Source organism: Thermodesulfobacteriota bacterium (assembly GCA_040758155.1).
GTDB lineage: Bacteria > Desulfobacterota > Deferrimicrobia > Deferrimicrobiales > Deferrimicrobiaceae > UBA2219.
On sequence record JBFLWB010000103.1, the window covers coordinates 1 to 17,930 of the forward strand.

Sequence of the window (17,930 nt, forward strand, 5' to 3'; positions counted from 1 at the left end):
GGGAAAGCAATGGACGGCGTGCCTCCCCGCGACCGGGGGATCGGCTTCGTCTTCCAGGACTATGCCCTCTTCCCGCGGATGACGGTCCTGGAGAACGTCGGATTCGGGCTGCGCGTCCGCGGGACGCCTCCTCCCGAGATCCGGAGGAAGGCATCGGAGACGCTCGACCTCGTGGGGCTCGCGGAGGAGGCGGAACGGCCGGTCGACACGCTCTCCGGCGGACAGCGGCAGCGCGTCGCGCTGGCCCGGGCGCTTGCTGTCTCCCCGTCGCTGCTGTTCCTCGACGAGCCGCTCTCCGCGCTGGACATCAAGGTCCGGGAGCGGCTGCGGCGCGAGATCGCCGCCGTCCAGAAGAAGGTGGGGATCACCACGCTGATCGTCACGCACGACCAGCAGGAGGCGATGGAGCTGGGGGACCGGGTCGCGGTGATGAACGAAGGGCGGGTCGAACAGGCGGCGCCTCCGAGGGAGATCTACGAGAAGCCCGCCACCGAGTTCGTGGCGCGGTTCGTCGGCGAGGTCAACGTGCTTCCCGGACAGCTCTACCGCGGATATGCCTACGCCGGGAACCTCGCGATCCGGATGCCGGATAGTTCTCCGGCGGCCGTCCCCGGCGGAAGCGTCAAGGTCGTCCTCCGGCCGGAAGACGTGGTCCTCCACGTCGACGGGATCGCAGAATCCGGGCAGACCGTCGCGGCCGTGTTGACGGTATCCTATTTAGGTGTCCATCTCCGGGTGGAAGCGGTCACGGAGGAAGGGCATCCCCTGGCGGCGCTGCTGCCCCGAAGCCATCCGCTGGCGGACCGGCTCGGAAGCGGGGACAAGGTTCGCGTGAGCGCCCTTCGCGGCAGCGTCCTGCCCGATCCGTACGGCGCGGGGGAACCGGAATACTACCTGTGAGGAACCGATGAAGGAGAAAAAGGGATACCTGCCGATCTTCCTCGACCTGGAGGGCGTGCGCGCGCTCGTCGTCGGCGCCGGCCCGGTCGCGGCGCGAAAAATCGACGCCCTTCTTTCCGGGGGTGCGGCCGTCACGGTGGCGTCCCGGGAGTTCTCTCCGCCGCTCGCGGAGCGCGCGGCGCGCGGAGAGATCCGCGCGATCCGGGGGGAATACCGGGCGGAGCTGCTGGAAGAAACCGATCTCGTGTTCGCGGCAACGTCCGATCGCGGCCTGAACGGCCGCATTGCGCGGGACGCGAGGCGGCGGCGGATTCCCGTCAACGCGGCCGATTCTCCCGGAGACTGCACCTTCATCCTGCCCGCGGTCGTGCGGGGAGAGGAGTTCACGGCGGCGGTCTCCACGGAAGGGAGGAATCCGGGGGCGTCTCGCGCGCTGCGGGAGTTCCTGGAAGAACATCGCGCCGATGTCTCGGTTCGGCTGGAGCGGGGACGCCGCAGGAAGCGGATCGCGGCGGAGAGCGGCAAAGTCTACATCGTCGGCGCCGGGCCGGGAGACCCGGACCTGCTGACCGTCCGGGCGCTGGGGCTGATCCGGAGCGCGGACGCCGTCATCTATGACTACCTGGTCCCCGAAGAGATCCTTTCCCTCGCGCCCTCGAAGGCGGCGAAGATCTGCTTCGCCCGGCGCGGGCGGACGGCCGGGCACGGCGCCGCGCTGAAGCAGGCGGCGATCCACGAGGCGATGGCGAAGCTGGCGCGCGCCGGGAAGTCGGTCGTGCGGCTGAAGTCCGGCGACCCGCTGGTGTTCGGCCGGGGGGGCGAGGAGGCGGAGTACCTGTCGAAGGAAGGGGTGCCGTTCGAGATCGTCCCCGGAATCACGGCGGCCGCAGGTTGCGCAGCGGCGGCGGAGGTGCCGCTGACGCAGCGGGGACTCTCCTCCTCCATCACGTTCCTGGCGGGTCATGAAGCGGACGGGGACGAGGGGCGGGCCGTCGATTGGGAGCGGCTGCCGAAGGACGGCACGCTGGCGGTCTACATGGGCGTCGCGCGGGCCGAGGCGATCGCCCGCGGGCTGCTCGAAGCCGGTTTCGACGGGGAGACCGGTTTCGCGATCGTCGAAAACGGAACGCGCCCGCACCAGCGCGTCCTCCGGGGGGTCCTGAAGGATCTCCCCCGCATTGCGGCATCGTCGGGCGTCCGCTCCCCGGCGATCCTTTTCGTGGGGAAGACCGCCGCTCTTCCCGTCGAATCCTCAAAGGAGATCCAGGATGAACTTGTCGCGCAGGGTGTTTGACGACGTCTCGCAGATGATCGGCTCCCGGGAGAACCCGACGCCGCTGGTGCGGCTGCGGCGGCTTCCGCCGGCCGACGGCGGGGCGATCTACACGAAGCTGGAATGGATGAACCCCTTCGGCTCGATAAAGGACCGGACGGCCCGGTACCTCGTAGAAGGGCTGCGGAGGGACCGCCGCCTCGACGGGAAGAAGATCGTGGAGGCGACCTCCGGGAATACGGGGATCGCGATCGCGGCGCTTTCGAACCTCCTCGGAGTGGGATGCGCAATCACCATCCCCTCCGGCGCCCCCGCGGAGAAGATCACCCTGCTGCGGCTGCTGGGCGCGGAGGTGTGGCCGACCCCCGACGACCTCTGCCCGATCGACCACCCCAAGGACGGCGCCATCGCGCTGGCCCGCAGCTTCGTCGAGGGGGAGGCCACGCGGGACCTGTACGTGATGCCGAACCAATACGAGAACCCCGACAACGTCCGCGCGCACTACGAGACGACCGGCCCCGAGATCTGGGACCAGACGGAGGGGAAGGTCACCCACTTCTTCACCGGGTACGGCACGTGCGGCACGATCACCGGAGTGGCGCGGTTCCTGAAGGAGAAGAAACGGGACATCCGCGTCGTCGCGATTGAGCCGGAGAAGGGCCATCACCTGTCGGGGCTGAAGAACTTCCAGGAGAGCAGGAAACCGGTGATCCTCGACGAATCGCTCGTCGACGCGACGGTCCGCGTTCCGGACGCCCCCGCCTACGAGACCGCCATCCGCCTGGCGCGGGAGGAGGGGCTCCTCGTCGGCCCGTCAACCGGCGCGATCGTAAGGGCTGCGCTCAAGGAGCAGCTTCCGCCGGGCGCCGTCGCGGTGTGCATCTCTCCGGACAACGCGTTCAAGTACTCGACGCATTATAATCCCTACCTGTCGGAGGACGGGATCCCGGGGGTCGAGGTGACGGCATGAAAGAGGCCGATTACAAGGAGCTGAAAAAAGGCGGGATGATGCGGCAGGCCGAGGCCGGCCTGTTCTCCGTCCGTCTCCACGTGGTCGGCGGGCGGCTCGGCACGCGGCAGCTCGAGGCGATCCGTGAGGCCGCCGACCGGTTCGGCCGCGGGGAGGTGCACCTCACCAGTCGACAAGGCGTGGAGATCCCCAACGTGCCGCAGGGCTCCCTCGCCGAGCTGAAGGAATTCCTCGCCCCCTCGGGTGTGGGGGTGGGAGTGTGCGGCCCCACGGTGCGGACCGTCACCGCGTGCCAGGGGTGCCGGGTGTGCCCCAGCGGGGCGATCGACTCCCCCGCGCTCGCCGCCGCGGTCGACCGGGAGTTCTACGGCAAGCCGGTGCCGCACAAGTTCAAGGTGGGGATCTCCGGCTGCGTCAACAACTGCATCAAGGCGGAGGAGAACGACGCGGGGATCAAGGGGTGGATCGAGCCGCGCTGGTCGGGGGAAGACTGCACGGAGTGCGGCATCTGCGAGGCGGTTTGCCCGACGAAGGCGATCTCGAGGCCGGGGAAAGGGATGCAGCCGGTCATCGACCGAGAGTTGTGCATCGGATGCGGCGACTGCATCGTCGCCTGCCCCGCCGGGACCCTGCGGGAGGAAGTCCGCGGATTCCGGCTCTTCGCCGGCGGCAAGTTCGGGAGGGTCCCCTTCCTCGGGAAGCGTATCCTCGGCGTGCTGAAGACGGAAGCGGAGACGGTCGCCGCCGTGGCCGCCGTCCTCGAGTTCTTCCGCTTGCACGGGAAGCCGAGAGAGCGGTTCGGGGACACCCTGAAACGGACCGGCTTCGAGGCGCTGGAGGCGCACGTCCTGGGGAAGGAGGCGCGGCCGTGACGACGCCGATGCTCGACATCACGAAGGACGTCTGCCCCATGACGTTCGTGAAGGTCAAGATGGGGCTGCAGAAAGTCGCCCCCTCCGGGAAGCTCAACGTCCGCCTGAAGGAGGAGGCGCTGAAGAACGTGATCTCCTCCCTGAAGGGCGAGGGGCACAGGGTGACCAACGTCTCGCGGGAGGATGCGGTCTACATCCTCGAAGTGGAAAGGGGGGGCTCGTGAAAAAGGACAGGAGTCCGGAGACGGTCGTCGCGCAGGCGGGCGTTGGGGCGGACAAAGCGTACGGCGCGGTCAGCGCGCCGATCTACATGGCCGCCATCTACCGGTACGACGCGTTCGGGAAGAACCGCGGCTTCGACTACTCCCGCGGCGAGAACCCGACGCGGCAGGCGCTGGAGCGGGCGCTTTCGGACCTCGAGGGAGGCGTCCGCGCCGTCGCCTTCTCTTCCGGGATGGCGGCGATTTCCGCCCTGATGACGCTGTTCCGGTCGGGGGACCATGTCCTCTGCTCCGACGACCTGTACGGCGGCACGTACCGGCTGTTCGAGCGGCTCCTGCGCCCCTACGGGCTCACTTTCGACTACGTGGACATGGGGAACCCGTCGGCGATCGCGAAGAAGATCGGCCGGAAGACGAAGGCGCTGTTCGTCGAAACGCCGACCAACCCGCTGATGAAGATCGCCGACCTCCGGGAGATCTCCCGCATCGGCCGGAAGAGGAAGCTGCTGACCGTCGTCGACAACACGTTCATGTCACCCCTGCTCCAGCGTCCGCTGGACCTGGGGATCGACGCGGTCGTCCACAGCTCCACCAAGTTCCTCGGAGGGCACAACGACCTGATCGGCGGGGCGGTCGTAACGACAAACCCGGAGATCGGGGAAAAGGTCGCCTTCGCCCAGAAGGCGGTCGGCGCGGTCCCCTCCCCCTTCGACTGCTGGCTCCTCCTGCGGGGGATCAAGACGCTGGCCGTGCGGGTTGCGCGGGCCCAGGAGAGCGCCGCAGCACTGGCGCGCTTCCTGTCGGAACACCCCGCCGTCCGCCGGGTGTATTACCCGGGGCTCCCGGACCATCCCCGCGGGTCACTTCATCTTTCCCAGGCGTCGGGGGCAGGATCGATCGTCTCGTTCGACCTGAAGAACGCGAAGGCCGTCCCCGCGTTCCTGAACGCGCTGGAGACCGTATTGCTTGCGGAGAGCCTCGGGGGGGTCGAGTCGCTCGTCACGCATCCCTCCACGATGACCCACGCCGACATCCCGCTCGAGGAGCAGGCCGCGGTCGGGCTCACCCCTTCGCTGGTGCGGCTTTCCGTGGGGCTCGAAGACCCGCGCGACCTGCGGGAAGACCTTTCGCGGGCGCTCCGGAAGGCGTCGGGCTGACGGCGGGAGGCCGCCGCCCCGCCAGGCATTCCAGGCAGGTCCGGAAGGAGCAGATCCCGCAGGAGCGGCAATGGAGGACCGGGATGTTCCGGGACCGGACGGCGCTCATCACCTCCCTGCGCGCGCGGTGCGAGACCCGGTTCGTGAACAGGATCAGCGCCCCCGCGTTCCCGATCCGCGAAGGGAGGTTCGCCGCCGGCCCGTTGAACACCTTCAGGTCGATGCCGCGGCTCCCGGCCTCCTCCACGTAGCGCGATTCGAGCCGGTCCATCCCCCCGACCAGCACGACGTTCTTCGAAGCATTCCCCGCGCCCGGATTCCACGCGCTGCCCGACATGGCCCTCCTCCAATAAACTATATAATCTATCTATTTAATAGTATTATAAGCCATCTACCCTTCCCGTCAAGCATTTCCGGAGTAGTCTACTGAAATTATTGCAATACTGGAATATGAGAAGGTATAATCTTCAGGAACGAACGCCGGAGGGGATCGGATGAGGATGTCGACCAAGGGCCGCTACGGCCTGCGCGTGATGATGGAGCTTGCGGAAAACCACGGACGTGGCCCGACGTCGGTCGATGTCATCTCGAAAAACCAGGGCATCTCGAAGAAATACATCCACTTCCTGATGACCGGGCTGAAATCCGCCGGGCTCATCCGGACCGTGCGCGGCCCCAACGGCGGTTTCGAGCTGGCGAAGCCGCCCGCGTCGATCTCGGCGCTCGACGTGATCGCGGTGCTCGAAGGATGGAGAGCCCCGGTGGATTGCGTGGCGAACGCCGGCTCCTGCCCGAGGTCGGGCCGATGCGCGGCCCGCGAAGTCTGGAGCGACGTCGGCCACGCGGTCGACGCCGTGCTTTCCGGGCGCACGCTCGCGGAGCTGTCTTCGAAGCAGCGCGCCCTGCGGGAAACGGCGCCCGATTTCTGCATCTGAAAACCGGAGCCCGCCCTTTGGAATCCATCTACCTGGACCATAACGCGACGACGCCGCCCGACCCCGAGGTGATCGAGGCGGTGACGGCGTGCCTTCGCGGAGCGTACGGAAATCCGTCGAGCGTCCACGCCTTCGGCCTCAAGGCCCGGCACCTCATCGACAAGGCGCGGGCCGCCGCGGCGCGGCTCGTCGGAGCGCAGCCCGAGGAGATCGTGTTCACCGCCGGCGGCACCGAGGCGGACAACCTCGCCGTCCTGGGGACGGTGGCGGCCTCGAAACGGGAGCGCCCCCAGGTCGTGACGACCGCGATCGAGCACCAGGCTATCCTCAACCCGTGCCGGCACGTCGGCCTGTCCGGCGGATCGGTCCGATTCCTCGGCGTGGACGAAAACGGCGTCATCGACCCGGAAGAGGCCGCCGCGGCGGCGACCGGGGAAACCGTGCTCTTCTCGATCATGCTCGCAAACAACGACGTCGGGACGATCCAGCCGGTCGGCGCAGTATCCTCCCTGCTCCGGGGGCGGGGAGTCCTCCTTCACACCGACGCCGTGCAGGCGGTCGGGAAGATCCCGGTGAACGTCCGGTCGCTATGCGTTGACCTCATGTCGTTCTCGGGGCACAAGTTCCACGGGCCGAAGGGCGCGGGCGCCCTGTACATCCGGAAGGGAGTCGCCGTTTCCCCGCGGACGTTCGGCGGGCGCCAGGAGCGGTCGATGCGCCCCGGGACGGAGAACGTGGCGGCGATCGCCGGGTTCGGCAAGGCGTGCGAGCTCGCGGCGAAGCGGCTGGAAGAGGACGCCGCCCGCGTGGGTGCGATGCGCGACGCCTTCGAGGCGGCGGTCCTGGCGCGGGTGCAGGGCGTCACCGTCAACGGCGCGGGAGCGCCGAGGCTCCCCAACACTTCGAACATCTCCTTCGAAGGGGTCGAAAGCGACGCGCTCTCCCTGAACCTCGACCTGCTCGGGGTCGCGGCCTCCACCGGGGCGGCGTGCAGCTCGGCGGACCGCGAGCCCTCCCACGTGCTGATCGCCATGGGTCGCACCCCCGCCCAGGCCCGCTCCTCCGTGCGCTTCTCCTTCGGGAGAGGCAACAACGCCGATGAGGCGCTTCGGGCGGCGGACATCGTCGCGCGCGCCGTGGAGTCGATCCGGGACGTCAACCGGTGACCGCTCCGGCACGATCCTTCTCCGCGGGGGACGATCCGCGCTATGCGCGTCAGGCGGTACTCCCGGTCGTCGGGCGGGAGGGGCAGCGGAGGCTCGCCGAAAGCACGGCCCTCATCGTCGGCTGCGGCGCCCTGGGCAGCGCGCAGGCAGAGCTGCTCGCCCGCGCGGGCGTCGGCAAACTCGTACTGGTCGACCGGGACGTGCTCGAGCTGCACAACCTCCAGCGCCAGCTCCTATTCGACGAGCAGGACGTCCGCGACCGGCTCCCGAAGGCCGTCGCCGCCGCCCGGCGGCTCCGGGCGGTGAACTCCGCGATCGACGTCGAAGCCGTGGTAACCGACGTCACCGCCGCGAACATCGGGGAACTGCTGGAGCCTGCTTCCCTCGCGCTCGATGGGACCGACAACATCGAGACCCGCTACCTGCTGAACGACGCCGCGGTGCTGGCGGGCAAGCCGTGGGTGTACGGCGGAGTGCTGGGGACCGACGGGGCGGTGATGGCCGTCCGCCCGGGGAGCGGGCCGTGCCTGCGATGCGTCTTCCCCGAACCGCCGGAGCCCGGCGAGCTCCCGACCTGCGAGACGCAAGGGGTCCTCAACACGGCCGTTGCCTGGGTCGCCGCGCTCCAGGCGACAGAGGCGATCCGGCTCCTCGTCGGCGCCCCGACCGACGGGCCTTTCCTCCACACCCTCGACGTCTGGCGCGGGACGGCGACGCCGGTCAAGGTCGAGCGTCTGAAGGACTGCGTGTGCTGCGGCCTGCGCCGCTTCGAGTTCCTCGAATCGGGCAGAGGATCGTCGTCGACGGTGTTCTGCGGCCGGAACGCCGTCCAGGTGACGCCGGAGCGCAGCGCCGCCCCCGACTTCGACCGGCTCCGCGAGGCGCTCTCCCCGCTTGGGGAAGTGACGGTCAATGGGCTTTTGCTGGAGTTCGCGGCAGACGGCCACCGCCTCGTCGTCTTCCCCGACGGCCGGGTGCTGGTGACGGGCACGACGGACACGGCCCGGGCGAGGAGTCTCGTGGCGCGGTACATCGGGAGCTGACCCGGAAACCTTCCTCCCCCCTTCCTGCATCAATATGAAAGATCCGTGGGAAAGGAGGTCCCCATGATGATCCGCAACGCTTACCTCAAGAAGATCGAGAAACGGCTGCGCGCGCTGGACGAGGAGATCGAGTACCTCGGGAAAAAGGCGTTCGATCTGTCGGCCGACGCAAGGGTGGAGATCTCCCGGCAGGTCGACTCCCTGAAGGAGAAGACGGATGTCGCCCGGGACAGGATCCGGGACGTCCGGGAGGCGGGGGTCGAGACCTGGGGACGCCTGAAGACGCATGCCGAAAGCGCCGTCGACGATGTCCGGAAAGGGCTCGACGAGGCCGTCCGGAAGCTTCGGAAGACGGGATCGGGGTCGGCGGACCGCTGAAGGGCAGGCGCCCCGTCAGGCCATCGTCTTCCGGAAACGCAGCGTTGCGGCCGTCAACGCGGCCGCGCCCATGACGAAAAGCGCGGCCATCTGCAGCCACAGGACCCCCGCGCCGGCGCCCTTCAGGAAGATCCCGCGGAGGATCACCAGGAAGTGCCGCAGCGGGTCCAGCCAGGTCAGGTACTGGATGGCCGTGGGCATGTTTTCGACTGGAAACATGAAGCCGGACAGGAGCACGCAGGGGAAGAAGACGAGGAACACCGTCATCATCGCCTGCTGCTGCGTCCGGCAGACGGTCGAGATGAGCAGGCCGATCCCCAGAGTGGTCATCAGGTAAAAGGTGGTCGCCAGCGCAAGCAGCGGAACGCTTCCCCGGATCGGCACGCCGAACCAGAACACGCCCAATACGGAAACCAGCAGGACGTCGACGTAGCCGACGATCGCGAATGGAAGCGTCTTGCCGAGGATGAACTCCGCCGAGGTGATGGGCGACACGAGGAGCTGCTCGATCGTACCGACCTCCTTCTCCCGCACCACGGCCATGCTGGTGAGGATGACGGTGACGAGCATCACCAGCATCGCGATGACCCCGGGGACGAAGAAGTTGCGGCTCTCCAGGTTCTCGTTGAACCATGCCCGTGACGCCAGCTCGATCCCTCCCGCCGGGACCGTCCTCCCGGCGATGCGGGAGAGCCGGGCGATCCGCACCGACTCCGAGTAGCTTCCCGCGATCCGCACCGCGTACACGAGCGCGACCCGGGCCGTGTTCGAATCGGTCCCGTCGACGATGAGCTGCACCGCCGCCGTCCTTCCGGCCGCCAGCTCCCCGGCGAACCGCTCGTCGATCCGCAGGATCATTCCCGCCGAGCCGTCGTCCAGCATCGCCTGCGCCCGGGACGGATCCCGCGTCTCCGACACGATCCGGAAGTGGCCGGACGCGGTGAAGGCGGCGACCAGCTCCCGCGAGGCCGGGCTGCGATCCAGGTCCACGACCGCCGTGGGGACGTCCGTCACGTCGGTGCTGACCACGTATCCGAAGATGAGGGTCTGGATCAGCGGGACCCCGAAGATGACCCCCAGCATCCGCGGGTCCCGGAGGACCTGCAGGAACTCCTTGATCATCATCCGCTTCAGCCGCTCGCCCAACGTTTCCGCTCCCCTACCGCAACTTCTTTTTGAATTTCCGGGACGCCACGAGGAGCACGGCGCCCCCGAAAACCGTCAGCAGCGCCAGCTCCCCCGCAAGCACTTCCAGCCCCACCCCCTTCAGGTAGATCCCCCGCAGCAGCGTCACGAGGTAGCGGGCGGACACGACGTGCGTCGCCGCCTGGATGGGCCGGGGCATGTTGCCGATCGCGAAGACGAACCCCGAAAGGAGGAACGACGGCAGGAAGGTGATCATCATCGCAAGCTGGGTCGCGAGAAGCTGCGACCGGGCGACGATGCTGAAGAGCATCCCCATCGAGAGCGCTCCGGCCAGGAACACGCCCGAGGAGACGACGAGGAGCGCGACGCTTCCCCGGAGCGGCACGTCGAATACGTACTTCCCCATCAGGACGGAGACCGCGAGATCGGTCATCCCCAGCGCGAAATACGGCAGCAGCTTGCCGAGGATCAGCTCGTTTCCCGTGACGGGCGTGGAGATGAGCTGCTCCATCGTCCCCTGCTCCCACTCGCGCGCCACGGTGAGGGAGGTCAGAAGCGCCGAGATCACCATCATGATGACGGCGATCAGCCCGGGCACGATGAAGTTCCGCGACTCGAGCTCCTCGTTGAACCAGACGCGGGAGCGCACGTCGATGGGGTCGGGGATCGCGGGGAGGCCGAGCCCCGCCGCCCGCCGCGCCGCGTCCTCCCGGGTGAAGGCCTGCGCGACCCCCTCGGCGTACCCCAGCGCGATCGTCGCAGTGTTCGCGTCGGAGCCGTCCAGCAGGAACTGGACGGAAGCGGGGGGCGTCAACGCGAGGCGCGGGGCGAAGTCGCGCGGGACCACCAGGGCCGCCATTATCCGGCGTTCGAGGATCGCCCGCTCGATCTCCGGGTAGCCGTCCGCCCACAGCCGCACGTCGAAATAGCGCGACCCGTCGAACCGGGAAACGAGCTCGCGGCTATCCGGCGTGCCGCTCTGGTCCCACACCGCCAGCGGCACGTTGTCCACATCGAGCGTCAGCGCGTAGCCGAACAGGAACATCATCAGCGCGGGGATCGCCAGCGCCATCCCGAGGGAGCGCGGGTCCCTCCATATGTGGAGGACCTCCTTCCGGGCGACGGCCAGCACCCGGCGCGCGTTCATCGCCGCACCTCCCGGATCGCCTCTTCCCTCCGGTCGCGCTCCTCCACGAGCGAGACGAAGACGTCCTCCAGCGTCGGGGCGATCCGCTCCACCCGCCCCGCGGGGAATCCCGCCTCCTCCAGCGCCGTCCGGATCCGCGGGACCGCCTCGTCCGCGTCCTCCGCCACGGCATGCACGGATTCCCCGTAGAGCGCGGCGCCCCGGATCCCCGGCAGCCCGGCCAACATCTCCGCCGTCTCCCGCGGCCGCCCGGTCCGGACCTCGAGCACGGCCTCCTTCATCAGCCGCGACTTCAGCTCCTCCGGCGTCCCCAGCGCCGCAAGCTCCCCGCGGTAGATGAGGCAGAGCCGGTCGCAGTACTCCGCCTCGTCCATATAGTGGGTCGTCACGAATACCGTGACGCCCTTCCCGGCGAGCTCGTGGATCAGGTCCCAGAAGCTCCTCCGCCGGATCGGGTCCACCCCGGAGGTCGGCTCGTCGAGGAACAGGACGAGCGGGTCGTGGAGGAGGGCGCACCCGAGGGCGAGCTGCTGCTTGAAGCCGGCCGGGAGGTGGGCCGTCCGCTCGCCGCGGAGCCCCGCCAGCCCAGACATCCCGAGGACCCAGTCCTTCCGTTCCGCCTTGCGGTCCGGGGGAATCCCGTAGATCCCCCCGAAGAAATCGATGTTCTCCTCGACCGTCAGATCGTCGTAGAGAGAGAACCGCTGCGACATGTACCCGATGCGCTGCTTGATCTTCTCCCGGCCGGTCCGCAGGTCGAACCCCGCCACCGTCCCCTCTCCGTCCGACGGGACGAGAAGGCCGCACAGCATCCGGATCGTGGTGGATTTCCCCGCCCCGTTGGGGCCCAGGAAGCCGAAGATCTCCCCCTTGCGGACCGAAAAGGTCACGTCCCGGACGGCGACGAAATCGCCGAACCGCTTCGTGAGCCCGCGAACGGAGACGGAGAGCTCCTCCGCCGGCGCCGTCATTCCGAAGCCCCCGCTTCGGAGGGGAGCGCGGAAACGAACACGTCCTCCAGCCCCGGCTCGACGGAGCGGATCCCGAGGACCGGGATTCCGGAGCCCTCCAGCGCCTCCCGCACGGCGTCCGCGGACAGGGCGAGGCCGGGCCCCCCCGCGTGGATCCGGTCGCCGAACAGACCGACCATCGCCCCGGGGAAGCCGCCCTTCAGGACGATCCGCCCTCTCCTCGGATCTGCGCAGCGGACCTCGAGGATCACCCCGGCGTACAGCCGCTTCACCTCGTCCGGCGTCCCCATCGCGAGCAGCCGCCCGCCATGAAGCAGCGCCAGCCGCATGAACCGCTCCGCCTCGTCGAGATAGGCGGTGGACACGAAGATCGTCACCCTTTCCTTGAGAAGGCGGTACAGGATGTTCCAGAAATCGCGCCGGGAGACGGGATCGACGCCGTTGGTCGGCTCGTCGAGGAGCAGCACGCCGGGCTTGTGTACGAGCGCGCAGGAGAGCCCCAGCTTCTGCTTCATCCCGCCGGAAAGGTTCCCCGCAAGGCGCCGCCGGAACGGCCCCAGGCCGGAGAACGCGAGCAGTTCCGGGACCCTCTCCTCCCGCTCCCGCCGGGAAACGCCGTACAGGTCGGCGTAGAAGCGCAGGTTCTCCCAGACCGTCAGGTCGGGGTACAGCCCGAAGCGCTGGCTCATGTAGCCGATGACGCGCTGGACCGCCGCCGTCTCCTTCCGGACCGAGCGGCTCATCACCCACGCGTCGCCTTCCGTCGGGTCGAGGATCCCGGACAGGAGACGCATGACGGTGGTCTTCCCCGCGCCGTCCGGCCCCACCAGGCCGAACAGCTCCCCTTCCTCCACCGAAAACGTCAGCCCTTCCACGGCGACGGCGTCGCCGAAGGAGCGGCGCAAGCCCTCGGTGCGGATCGCCTCCGCCACGACCTCTCCCGCCCCCCTCTATCGAATCCGGATGGCGGCGTCCGCCGGCATGCCGGGCAAAAGCTCCCGGTCGGGATTGGGAACGTCGATCTTCACCCGGTAGACGAGCTTGACCCGCTCCTTCCGCGTCTGGACCGTCTTCGGAGTGAACTCTGCCTGCGGGGAAATGAAGGAGACCCGTCCCTCGTACCTCTTCCCGGGGAACGAATCGACGGTCACCGTCGCCGGCTGCCCGGGCTTCACGGCGCCGAGGTCGGTCTCCTCGATGTAGCCGCGCAGCCATACGTCGTCCAGCGCCCCCACCGTGACGATTGGCGTCCCCGCGGCGACGAAGTCGCCCGGCTCCACGTTCTTCGAAAGGACCAGCCCCTTGAGGGGCGAGACGATCTCCGCGTAGGACAGCCGCGTGCGGGCCAGCTCCAGCGCCTCCCGGGCCTGCCGCTCCCGCGCCCTCGCCTGGTCGATCGCCTCCTTCCTCGGCCCCTCCTCGACCAGCCGCAGCCGCTCCTCGGCCTCCTTCACCCGGGAGCGGGCGACGTCGATGGCGGCCTTCGCCGAATCGTACTGCTGCCGCGCGACCAGCTCACGGCGCAGCAGCTCCTCGTTCCGAAGGAAGTCCTTCTCAAGCCGGGCGGCCTCCGCCCGCGCGCTCGCGAGCGCCGCCTTGGCCGCCTCGATCTCCTGGGGCCGCGACCCGGCAAGCAGCTCCCGCAGGAAGGCGGCTGCGGCCTGCAGCTCTGCCTCGCGTACGGCGGCTTCCCGCGCGAGGTCGGAGGCGTCGAGGCGGGCGACGGGCTGCCCGAGGGCGACCTCCATCCCCTCGTCCACGAAGCGCGCGACGAGCCTCCCCGGGATGCGGGAGCTCACCTCCACGCGGGTCACCTCGACGTTCCCGGAGATCCGGACGGTCCCCGCCTCCTCCGCGTCGTTGGCGCGCAGCGCGTAAGCCGCAACGGCGGCGATCGCCGCGGCGACCGCGATCCCGGCGAGGATCTTTTTCCGCTTGGACGTATCCATCAGGAGGAATGATACCATCGACTCGGCCGTCCGGATCGACGTACACTGTCATTCGGGAAATCTCGAGGCGGCGCCCACGGGGGGGACGTGGATATCGACGAGCTGCGGAAACGGATCGACCTGCTGGACGACGTGCTGCTGCGCATCTTCAACGAGCGGGCGCGGATCGCGCTCGATATCGGCCGGGAGAAGAAGAAGCTGGGGCTGCCGGTGTTCGATCCCGGCAGGGAGAAGCGGATCTTCGCCCGCATGAAGGAGGAGAACCCCGGCCCTCTCGACGACGGCGCCGTCGTCCGGCTGTTCGAGCGGGTCGTCGACGAGTCGCGGCGGCTGGAGCGGATCCGGTCGCAGGGGGAGGAGCCTTAAGGGATGCTGATCATCACGAGGAAGGACGCGTCCGAAGAGGCGCTGGACGCCATCAAGGAATACCTCATCGGCCGCGGGTTCGACATCCACCAGTCCACCGGCGCCAACCGCACCATCATCGGCGTAATCGGCGACACGGAGTCGCTCGACGAGCGCGAGATCGAGGCGCTGCCCGGGGTGAGCCAGGTCGTGCGGATCCGGAAGGACGAGTGACGTGTATCGTAAGGTGATCGCGCCGGCCGTCGCCGTCGCGCTCCTCGCCCTCCTGTTCTGGACGGCGTTCGCCGTCATCCGCCCGTTCCTCGTCGCGATCGGCTGGGGGGCGGCGATCACGGTCGTCACCTTCCCGGCTTACGCATGGCTGCGCCGGAAGCTGGGGGGACGTTCCGGCGCGGCCGCCGCCCTGATGCTCCTGGCGATCGTCGTGCTCCTCGTGGCTCCCACCGTGACGCTGATGGCGGCCCTGAGCCGGCAGGCGGCCGAGGTCTACCCGAGGATCGAGGAGTTCGCTTCCCGCGAGAACCCGCTCCAGGCGGTCAGGGAACGTCTCGATTCCTACCGGGAGCACCCGGTCGTCGGCGGCGCGGCCGAATGGGCCCGATCTATGCTGTCCCCGTCCGGCGACGTCCGGGAGACGCTGACGGAGTTCCTGAAGAAGGCCATCGGTGCCGTCACGGGAATGGTCACCGCGGCGCTATCCAACGTGCTCGCCTTCCTGCTCAACCTGCTCCTGACGCTGGTGGCGCTGGGATTCTTCTACACCCGGGGGGAGCCGCTGCTGCGGGAGGTGACGTCGCTCCTGCCGCTCCAGGAGGACCGGGGGAGGGAGCTCATGTCACGGATGGGGACGGTCACCCAGGCGGTCGTGAAGGGCGTGGGGCTGACCTGCATAGCGCAGGGGGCCCTCGGCGGGCTGGGATGGTGGGTCGCCGGCCTTCCCTCCCCCCTGCTGTTCGGAACCGTGATGGCGTTCGGCTCGCTGGTCCCCGTGGTCGGAACGACGGTCGTCTGGCTTCCCGGCGCCCTCTATCTGCTCTTCACCGGGAAGACGGCCGCCGGGATCGGGCTGATCCTGTGGGGCGCCGTCGTGGTCGGGAGCATCGACAACATCCTGCGCCCGCTGCTGGCGGGCGGGGGCGTCGGGATGCCGATGCCGCTGCTGATCGTCGGGATCCTCGGGGGAATGGTCGCCTTCGGCCTTTCCGGGCTGCTCCTCGGGCCGCTCGCCCTGTCCGCCCTGCTGTTCGTGCTGGAGGAATATCACCGCCAGGACGCCGCAGAAGAGACACCGCCTCCCCCGGCGCCTGACTAGGCGCCCTCTCCGGCTTCGAACTCCCTTTCCTTCTCCTGGAGCCGCCCGCCCAGGGCGACCAGCTCGTCGTAGAGCGCGTCGATCCGCTTGCGGGCGGCGGACGCGGAGGCCGACGCTTCCCGGATCGCCGGCCCGTCGTTGCGGATCGAGGCGTCGACGACCGCCGCGTCGTCACTCGCGACCCGCTCCTCCAGCGACAGGATCTCCGCTTCGACCGCCTCGATGGCGGCCCGCAGGCTCCCCAGCTCTTTCGACCGGCGCGCCACGAATTCGGCGCGCTTCCGCCGCTGGCCGCGCCGGTTCGCCTGGGCCCCGCGCTCCGGCCGGGCCGGTACGCCTTCCGCGCTTTCCGCCCGCCACCCGACGCGCTCGAGGAAGTCGGCGTAGCCGCTCTCGAACGGCTCCACCCTGCCGCCGTCGAACACCACGAGCCGCGTCGCCAGCGCGGACAGGACCCGCTCCACGTGCGTCACGATGACCACCGCACCCTCGAAGGCGTCGAGCGCCTCCAGGAACGCGTCCACCGACTCCTGGTCGAGGTGATTCGTCGGCTCGTCCAATAGCAGCAGGTTCACCGGCGCGGCGAGAATCTTCGCCAGCAGCACCCGGCTCCGCTCGCCGCCGGAAAGCACCGAGATCCGCTTTTCCGCGGCATCCCCGCCGAACATCATGGCGCCGCAAAGGTTACGGACCTGCGTCCGCGTGAGCGACGGGTTCGCCTGCCGGACCTCCTCCTCGATCGAGAGGCCGGGATGCAGCCGGTCGACGTTCGTCTGCCCGAAATAGCCGATCTTCACGTTCATGGCCGGGCGGACGTCTCCGGAATCGGGGGAGAGCTCGCCGGCCAGCAGGCGCAGCAGCGTCGTCTTCCCCTTTCCGTTCGGGCCGACGACGGCGATCCGGTCGCCGCGCGCCACCGCGAGGGAAAGCCCCTCGATCAGCGGCCGCGCCGGATCGTACCCGAAGGCGAGTCCGCGCGCCTCCATCATCCACTTCCCGACGTACGGCGCCTCGTTGAAGCGGAAATCGAGATCCCGGATCTCCCGGAGCTTCTCGAGCCGCTCGTGGCGCGCCAGCGCCTTGATCCGCGACTGCACCGCCCGCGCCTTGGTGGCCTGCGCCCGGAACCGCTCGATGAACGACTCCGCCTCCTTGCGCTTCCGCTCGTCGTTCACCCGCGTCTGCTCGTGGATCGTCTCCTCCTGGAGGATCTGCGCGTACAGCTTCTCCGTGCCGCCCGGCAGCTTCCGGATGCGGCAGCGGTGGATCGCCATCGTGTGGGTCGTCACGCTGTCCATGAAGTCGCGGTCGTGCGTGATCAGCAGCAGCTCCCCCTTCCACGCGCAGAGGAAGCGCCGCAGCCAGCGGATGGAGACGATGTCCAGGTAATTGGTGGGCTCGTCGAGCAGGAGCATGTCGGGGGAAGAGATCAGCAGCCGCGCCAGGTTGAGGCGCACCTGGAAACCGCCGGACAGCTCGCCCGGCGGGCGCGACAGGTCGGCCTCGTCGAACCCCAGCCCCGCGAGGATCGCCTTCGCGCGATACGTCTCGTCGGCGCCGTCCTCCGCGCGCGGCAGCGCGGACGCCGCCTCCGCCAGCACCGTCGGGCGGCGGAACTCGAGGCGCTGCGCGAGGTGGCCGATCCGGTACCCCGCGGGCGTCGTGATCGTCCCCTCGTCCGGGGCCTCTTCCTTTAAAAGGATACGGAACAGGGTGGTCTTCCCGTGCCCGTTCCGGCCCACGAGCCCCACCCGCTCGCCGGGACCCACGAGGAAGGAGGCGCCCTCGAACAGCACCTGTTTCCCGTACGATTTTGATAAGTTGGATACGGTCAACATAAGGAATGGCTGAAATAAAAGCCCCGCAGCGGGAAAGCCGCGGGGCGCTCCGCTTCCGCGGACCGGCCGCGCAGGGCCCTTCCCGCTACGGCTTGACGATGTACCAGACGCCGCCCATCCCCTCGCCCGTCATGTCGCCGGCTTTCTTGTCGCCCGCGAAGTAATAAAGAGGCCACCCCTTGTAGGTCCTCTGCTTCTTCCCGTCCTCCCGGGTGATGACCCCGAAATCCTCCGACTTCACCCCGTCGGGGATCCGGATGGTATCCGCGTAATAGATCGGCCACTT

Annotated in this window: 21 protein-coding genes; 13 read left to right on the top strand and 8 right to left on the bottom strand. The window is 68.8% G+C overall.

The window, feature by feature from the left end; translation table 11 throughout:
* The 6 genes from AB1346_06365 to AB1346_06390 all read left to right on the top strand — a co-directional run.
* The coding region (locus tag AB1346_06365; protein MEW6720053.1) for an ABC transporter ATP-binding protein at positions 1–900 on the top strand (900 nt) is incomplete at its 5' end.
* A 7-nt stretch (positions 901–907) separates the two neighbouring features.
* Positions 908–2,194 carry a uroporphyrinogen-III C-methyltransferase gene (gene cobA, locus AB1346_06370; GenBank protein ID MEW6720054.1) on the top strand — a complete coding sequence of 429 codons (1,287 nt, stop codon included), beginning with the start codon at positions 908–910 and terminating at the stop codon, positions 2,192–2,194.
* A complete protein-coding gene (locus AB1346_06375; GenBank protein ID MEW6720055.1) occupies positions 2,169–3,143 on the top strand; it encodes a PLP-dependent cysteine synthase family protein in 975 nt (324 codons plus the stop codon). Before cobA ends, AB1346_06375 begins: the two co-directional genes overlap by 26 nt.
* Entirely contained in the window at positions 3,140–4,015 is an 876-nt protein-coding gene (locus tag AB1346_06380; GenBank protein ID MEW6720056.1) for a 4Fe-4S binding protein, read from the top strand. The genes AB1346_06375 and AB1346_06380 overlap by 4 nt, the downstream gene beginning before the upstream one ends.
* On the top strand, positions 4,012–4,239 hold the full coding sequence (locus AB1346_06385) for a sulfurtransferase TusA family protein (GenBank protein MEW6720057.1): 228 nt from the start codon (positions 4,012–4,014) through the stop codon (positions 4,237–4,239). The genes AB1346_06380 and AB1346_06385 overlap by 4 nt, the downstream gene beginning before the upstream one ends.
* A complete protein-coding gene (locus AB1346_06390) occupies positions 4,236–5,393 on the top strand; it encodes a PLP-dependent aspartate aminotransferase family protein (GenBank protein MEW6720058.1) in 1,158 nt (385 codons plus the stop codon). Before AB1346_06385 ends, AB1346_06390 begins: the two co-directional genes overlap by 4 nt.
* Here the strand turns inward: AB1346_06390 and AB1346_06395 are convergent.
* On the bottom strand, positions 5,299–5,730 hold the full coding sequence (locus AB1346_06395; GenBank protein ID MEW6720059.1) for a DUF2325 domain-containing protein: 432 nt from the start codon (positions 5,728–5,730) through the stop codon (positions 5,299–5,301). The genes AB1346_06390 and AB1346_06395 overlap by 95 nt on opposite strands.
* A 157-nt stretch (positions 5,731–5,887) precedes the next feature.
* Between AB1346_06395 and AB1346_06400 the strand changes: the two genes are divergently transcribed.
* The 4 genes from AB1346_06400 (at position 5,888) to AB1346_06415 (ending at position 8,915) form a co-directional block, all read left to right on the top strand.
* Positions 5,888–6,328 carry an RrF2 family transcriptional regulator gene (locus AB1346_06400; protein ID MEW6720060.1) on the top strand — a complete coding sequence of 147 codons (441 nt, stop codon included), beginning with the start codon at positions 5,888–5,890 and terminating at the stop codon, positions 6,326–6,328.
* A 17-nt stretch (positions 6,329–6,345) separates the two neighbouring features.
* Entirely contained in the window at positions 6,346–7,494 is a 1,149-nt protein-coding gene (locus AB1346_06405) for a cysteine desulfurase family protein (protein MEW6720061.1), read from the top strand.
* A complete protein-coding gene (locus AB1346_06410) occupies positions 7,491–8,537 on the top strand; it encodes a ThiF family adenylyltransferase (protein ID MEW6720062.1) in 1,047 nt (348 codons plus the stop codon). The genes AB1346_06405 and AB1346_06410 overlap by 4 nt, the downstream gene beginning before the upstream one ends.
* 63 nt (positions 8,538–8,600) lie before the next feature.
* Positions 8,601–8,915 (top strand): hypothetical protein, encoded by a 315-nt coding sequence (locus tag AB1346_06415; GenBank protein ID MEW6720063.1) that lies wholly within the window; start codon positions 8,601–8,603, stop codon positions 8,913–8,915.
* A 15-nt stretch (positions 8,916–8,930) separates the two neighbouring features.
* Here the strand turns inward: AB1346_06415 and AB1346_06420 are convergent, their stop codons facing one another.
* Genes AB1346_06420 through AB1346_06440 form a run of 5 tightly spaced genes read right to left on the bottom strand, consistent with a single transcriptional unit; the run spans position 8,931 to position 14,146 of the window.
* Positions 8,931–10,061, bottom strand: a complete 1,131-nt coding sequence (locus AB1346_06420; protein ID MEW6720064.1) for an ABC transporter permease — start codon at positions 10,059–10,061, stop codon at positions 8,931–8,933.
* A 13-nt stretch (positions 10,062–10,074) separates the two neighbouring features.
* Positions 10,075–11,208 (bottom strand): ABC transporter permease, encoded by a 1,134-nt coding sequence (locus tag AB1346_06425; GenBank protein ID MEW6720065.1) that lies wholly within the window; start codon positions 11,206–11,208, stop codon positions 10,075–10,077.
* Entirely contained in the window at positions 11,205–12,179 is a 975-nt protein-coding gene (locus tag AB1346_06430; GenBank protein ID MEW6720066.1) for an ABC transporter ATP-binding protein, read from the bottom strand. Before AB1346_06430 ends, AB1346_06425 begins: the two co-directional genes overlap by 4 nt.
* A complete protein-coding gene (locus tag AB1346_06435; GenBank protein MEW6720067.1) occupies positions 12,176–13,111 on the bottom strand; it encodes an ABC transporter ATP-binding protein in 936 nt (311 codons plus the stop codon). The genes AB1346_06430 and AB1346_06435 overlap by 4 nt, the downstream gene beginning before the upstream one ends.
* A gap of 18 nt (positions 13,112–13,129) precedes the next feature.
* A complete protein-coding gene (locus tag AB1346_06440; protein ID MEW6720068.1) occupies positions 13,130–14,146 on the bottom strand; it encodes an efflux RND transporter periplasmic adaptor subunit in 1,017 nt (338 codons plus the stop codon).
* Positions 14,147–14,215: 69 nt separating this feature from the next.
* Here AB1346_06440 and AB1346_06445 point away from each other — a divergent pair, with 69 nt between their 5' ends.
* The 3 genes from AB1346_06445 to AB1346_06455 are packed head-to-tail and all read left to right on the top strand — an operon-like array spanning position 14,216 to position 15,806.
* Positions 14,216–14,494, top strand: coding sequence for a chorismate mutase (locus tag AB1346_06445; GenBank protein MEW6720069.1), 279 nt, complete (start codon positions 14,216–14,218; stop codon positions 14,492–14,494).
* Positions 14,495–14,497: 3 nt separating this feature from the next.
* The gene (locus tag AB1346_06450) at positions 14,498–14,707 is read left to right on the top strand and encodes a hypothetical protein (protein MEW6720070.1); all 210 of its coding nucleotides are present in this window, start codon (positions 14,498–14,500) and stop codon (positions 14,705–14,707) included.
* A gap of 1 nt (position 14,708) precedes the next feature.
* Positions 14,709–15,806: an AI-2E family transporter gene (locus AB1346_06455; protein MEW6720071.1), complete on the top strand. Its 1,098-nt coding sequence runs from the start codon at positions 14,709–14,711 to the stop codon at positions 15,804–15,806.
* Here the strand turns inward: AB1346_06455 and AB1346_06460 are convergent.
* Positions 15,803–17,602 carry an ABC-F family ATP-binding cassette domain-containing protein gene (locus AB1346_06460; protein ID MEW6720072.1) on the bottom strand — a complete coding sequence of 600 codons (1,800 nt, stop codon included), beginning with the start codon at positions 17,600–17,602 and terminating at the stop codon, positions 15,803–15,805. The two genes, AB1346_06455 and AB1346_06460, sit on opposite strands and share 4 nt — an antisense overlap.
* 127 nt (positions 17,603–17,729) lie before the next feature.
* Positions 17,730–17,930 (bottom strand): hypothetical protein (locus tag AB1346_06465; protein ID MEW6720073.1); only part of this gene is annotated, 201 nt, incomplete at its 5' end.

What these genes read in the sequence shown, in the direction of transcription:
- cobA (MEW6720054.1), top strand. Translation starts at nt 908, where the DNA reads ATGAAGGAGAAAAAGGGATACCTGCCGATCTTCCTCGACCTGGAGGGC.
- AB1346_06375 (MEW6720055.1), top strand. Translation starts at nt 2,169, where the DNA reads ATGAACTTGTCGCGCAGGGTGTTTGACGACGTCTCGCAGATGATCGGC.
- AB1346_06380 (MEW6720056.1), top strand. Translation starts at nt 3,140, where the DNA reads ATGAAAGAGGCCGATTACAAGGAGCTGAAAAAAGGCGGGATGATGCGG.
- AB1346_06395 (MEW6720059.1), bottom strand. Translation starts at nt 5,730, where the DNA reads ATGTCGGGCAGCGCGTGGAATCCGGGCGCGGGGAATGCTTCGAAGAAC.
- AB1346_06400 (MEW6720060.1), top strand. Translation starts at nt 5,888, where the DNA reads ATGAGGATGTCGACCAAGGGCCGCTACGGCCTGCGCGTGATGATGGAG.
- AB1346_06415 (MEW6720063.1), top strand. Translation starts at nt 8,601, where the DNA reads ATGATGATCCGCAACGCTTACCTCAAGAAGATCGAGAAACGGCTGCGC.
- AB1346_06425 (MEW6720065.1), bottom strand. Translation starts at nt 11,208, where the DNA reads ATGAACGCGCGCCGGGTGCTGGCCGTCGCCCGGAAGGAGGTCCTCCAC.
- AB1346_06430 (MEW6720066.1), bottom strand. Translation starts at nt 12,179, where the DNA reads ATGACGGCGCCGGCGGAGGAGCTCTCCGTCTCCGTTCGCGGGCTCACG.
- AB1346_06440 (MEW6720068.1), bottom strand. Translation starts at nt 14,146, where the DNA reads ATGGTATCATTCCTCCTGATGGATACGTCCAAGCGGAAAAAGATCCTC.
- AB1346_06450 (MEW6720070.1), top strand. Translation starts at nt 14,498, where the DNA reads ATGCTGATCATCACGAGGAAGGACGCGTCCGAAGAGGCGCTGGACGCC.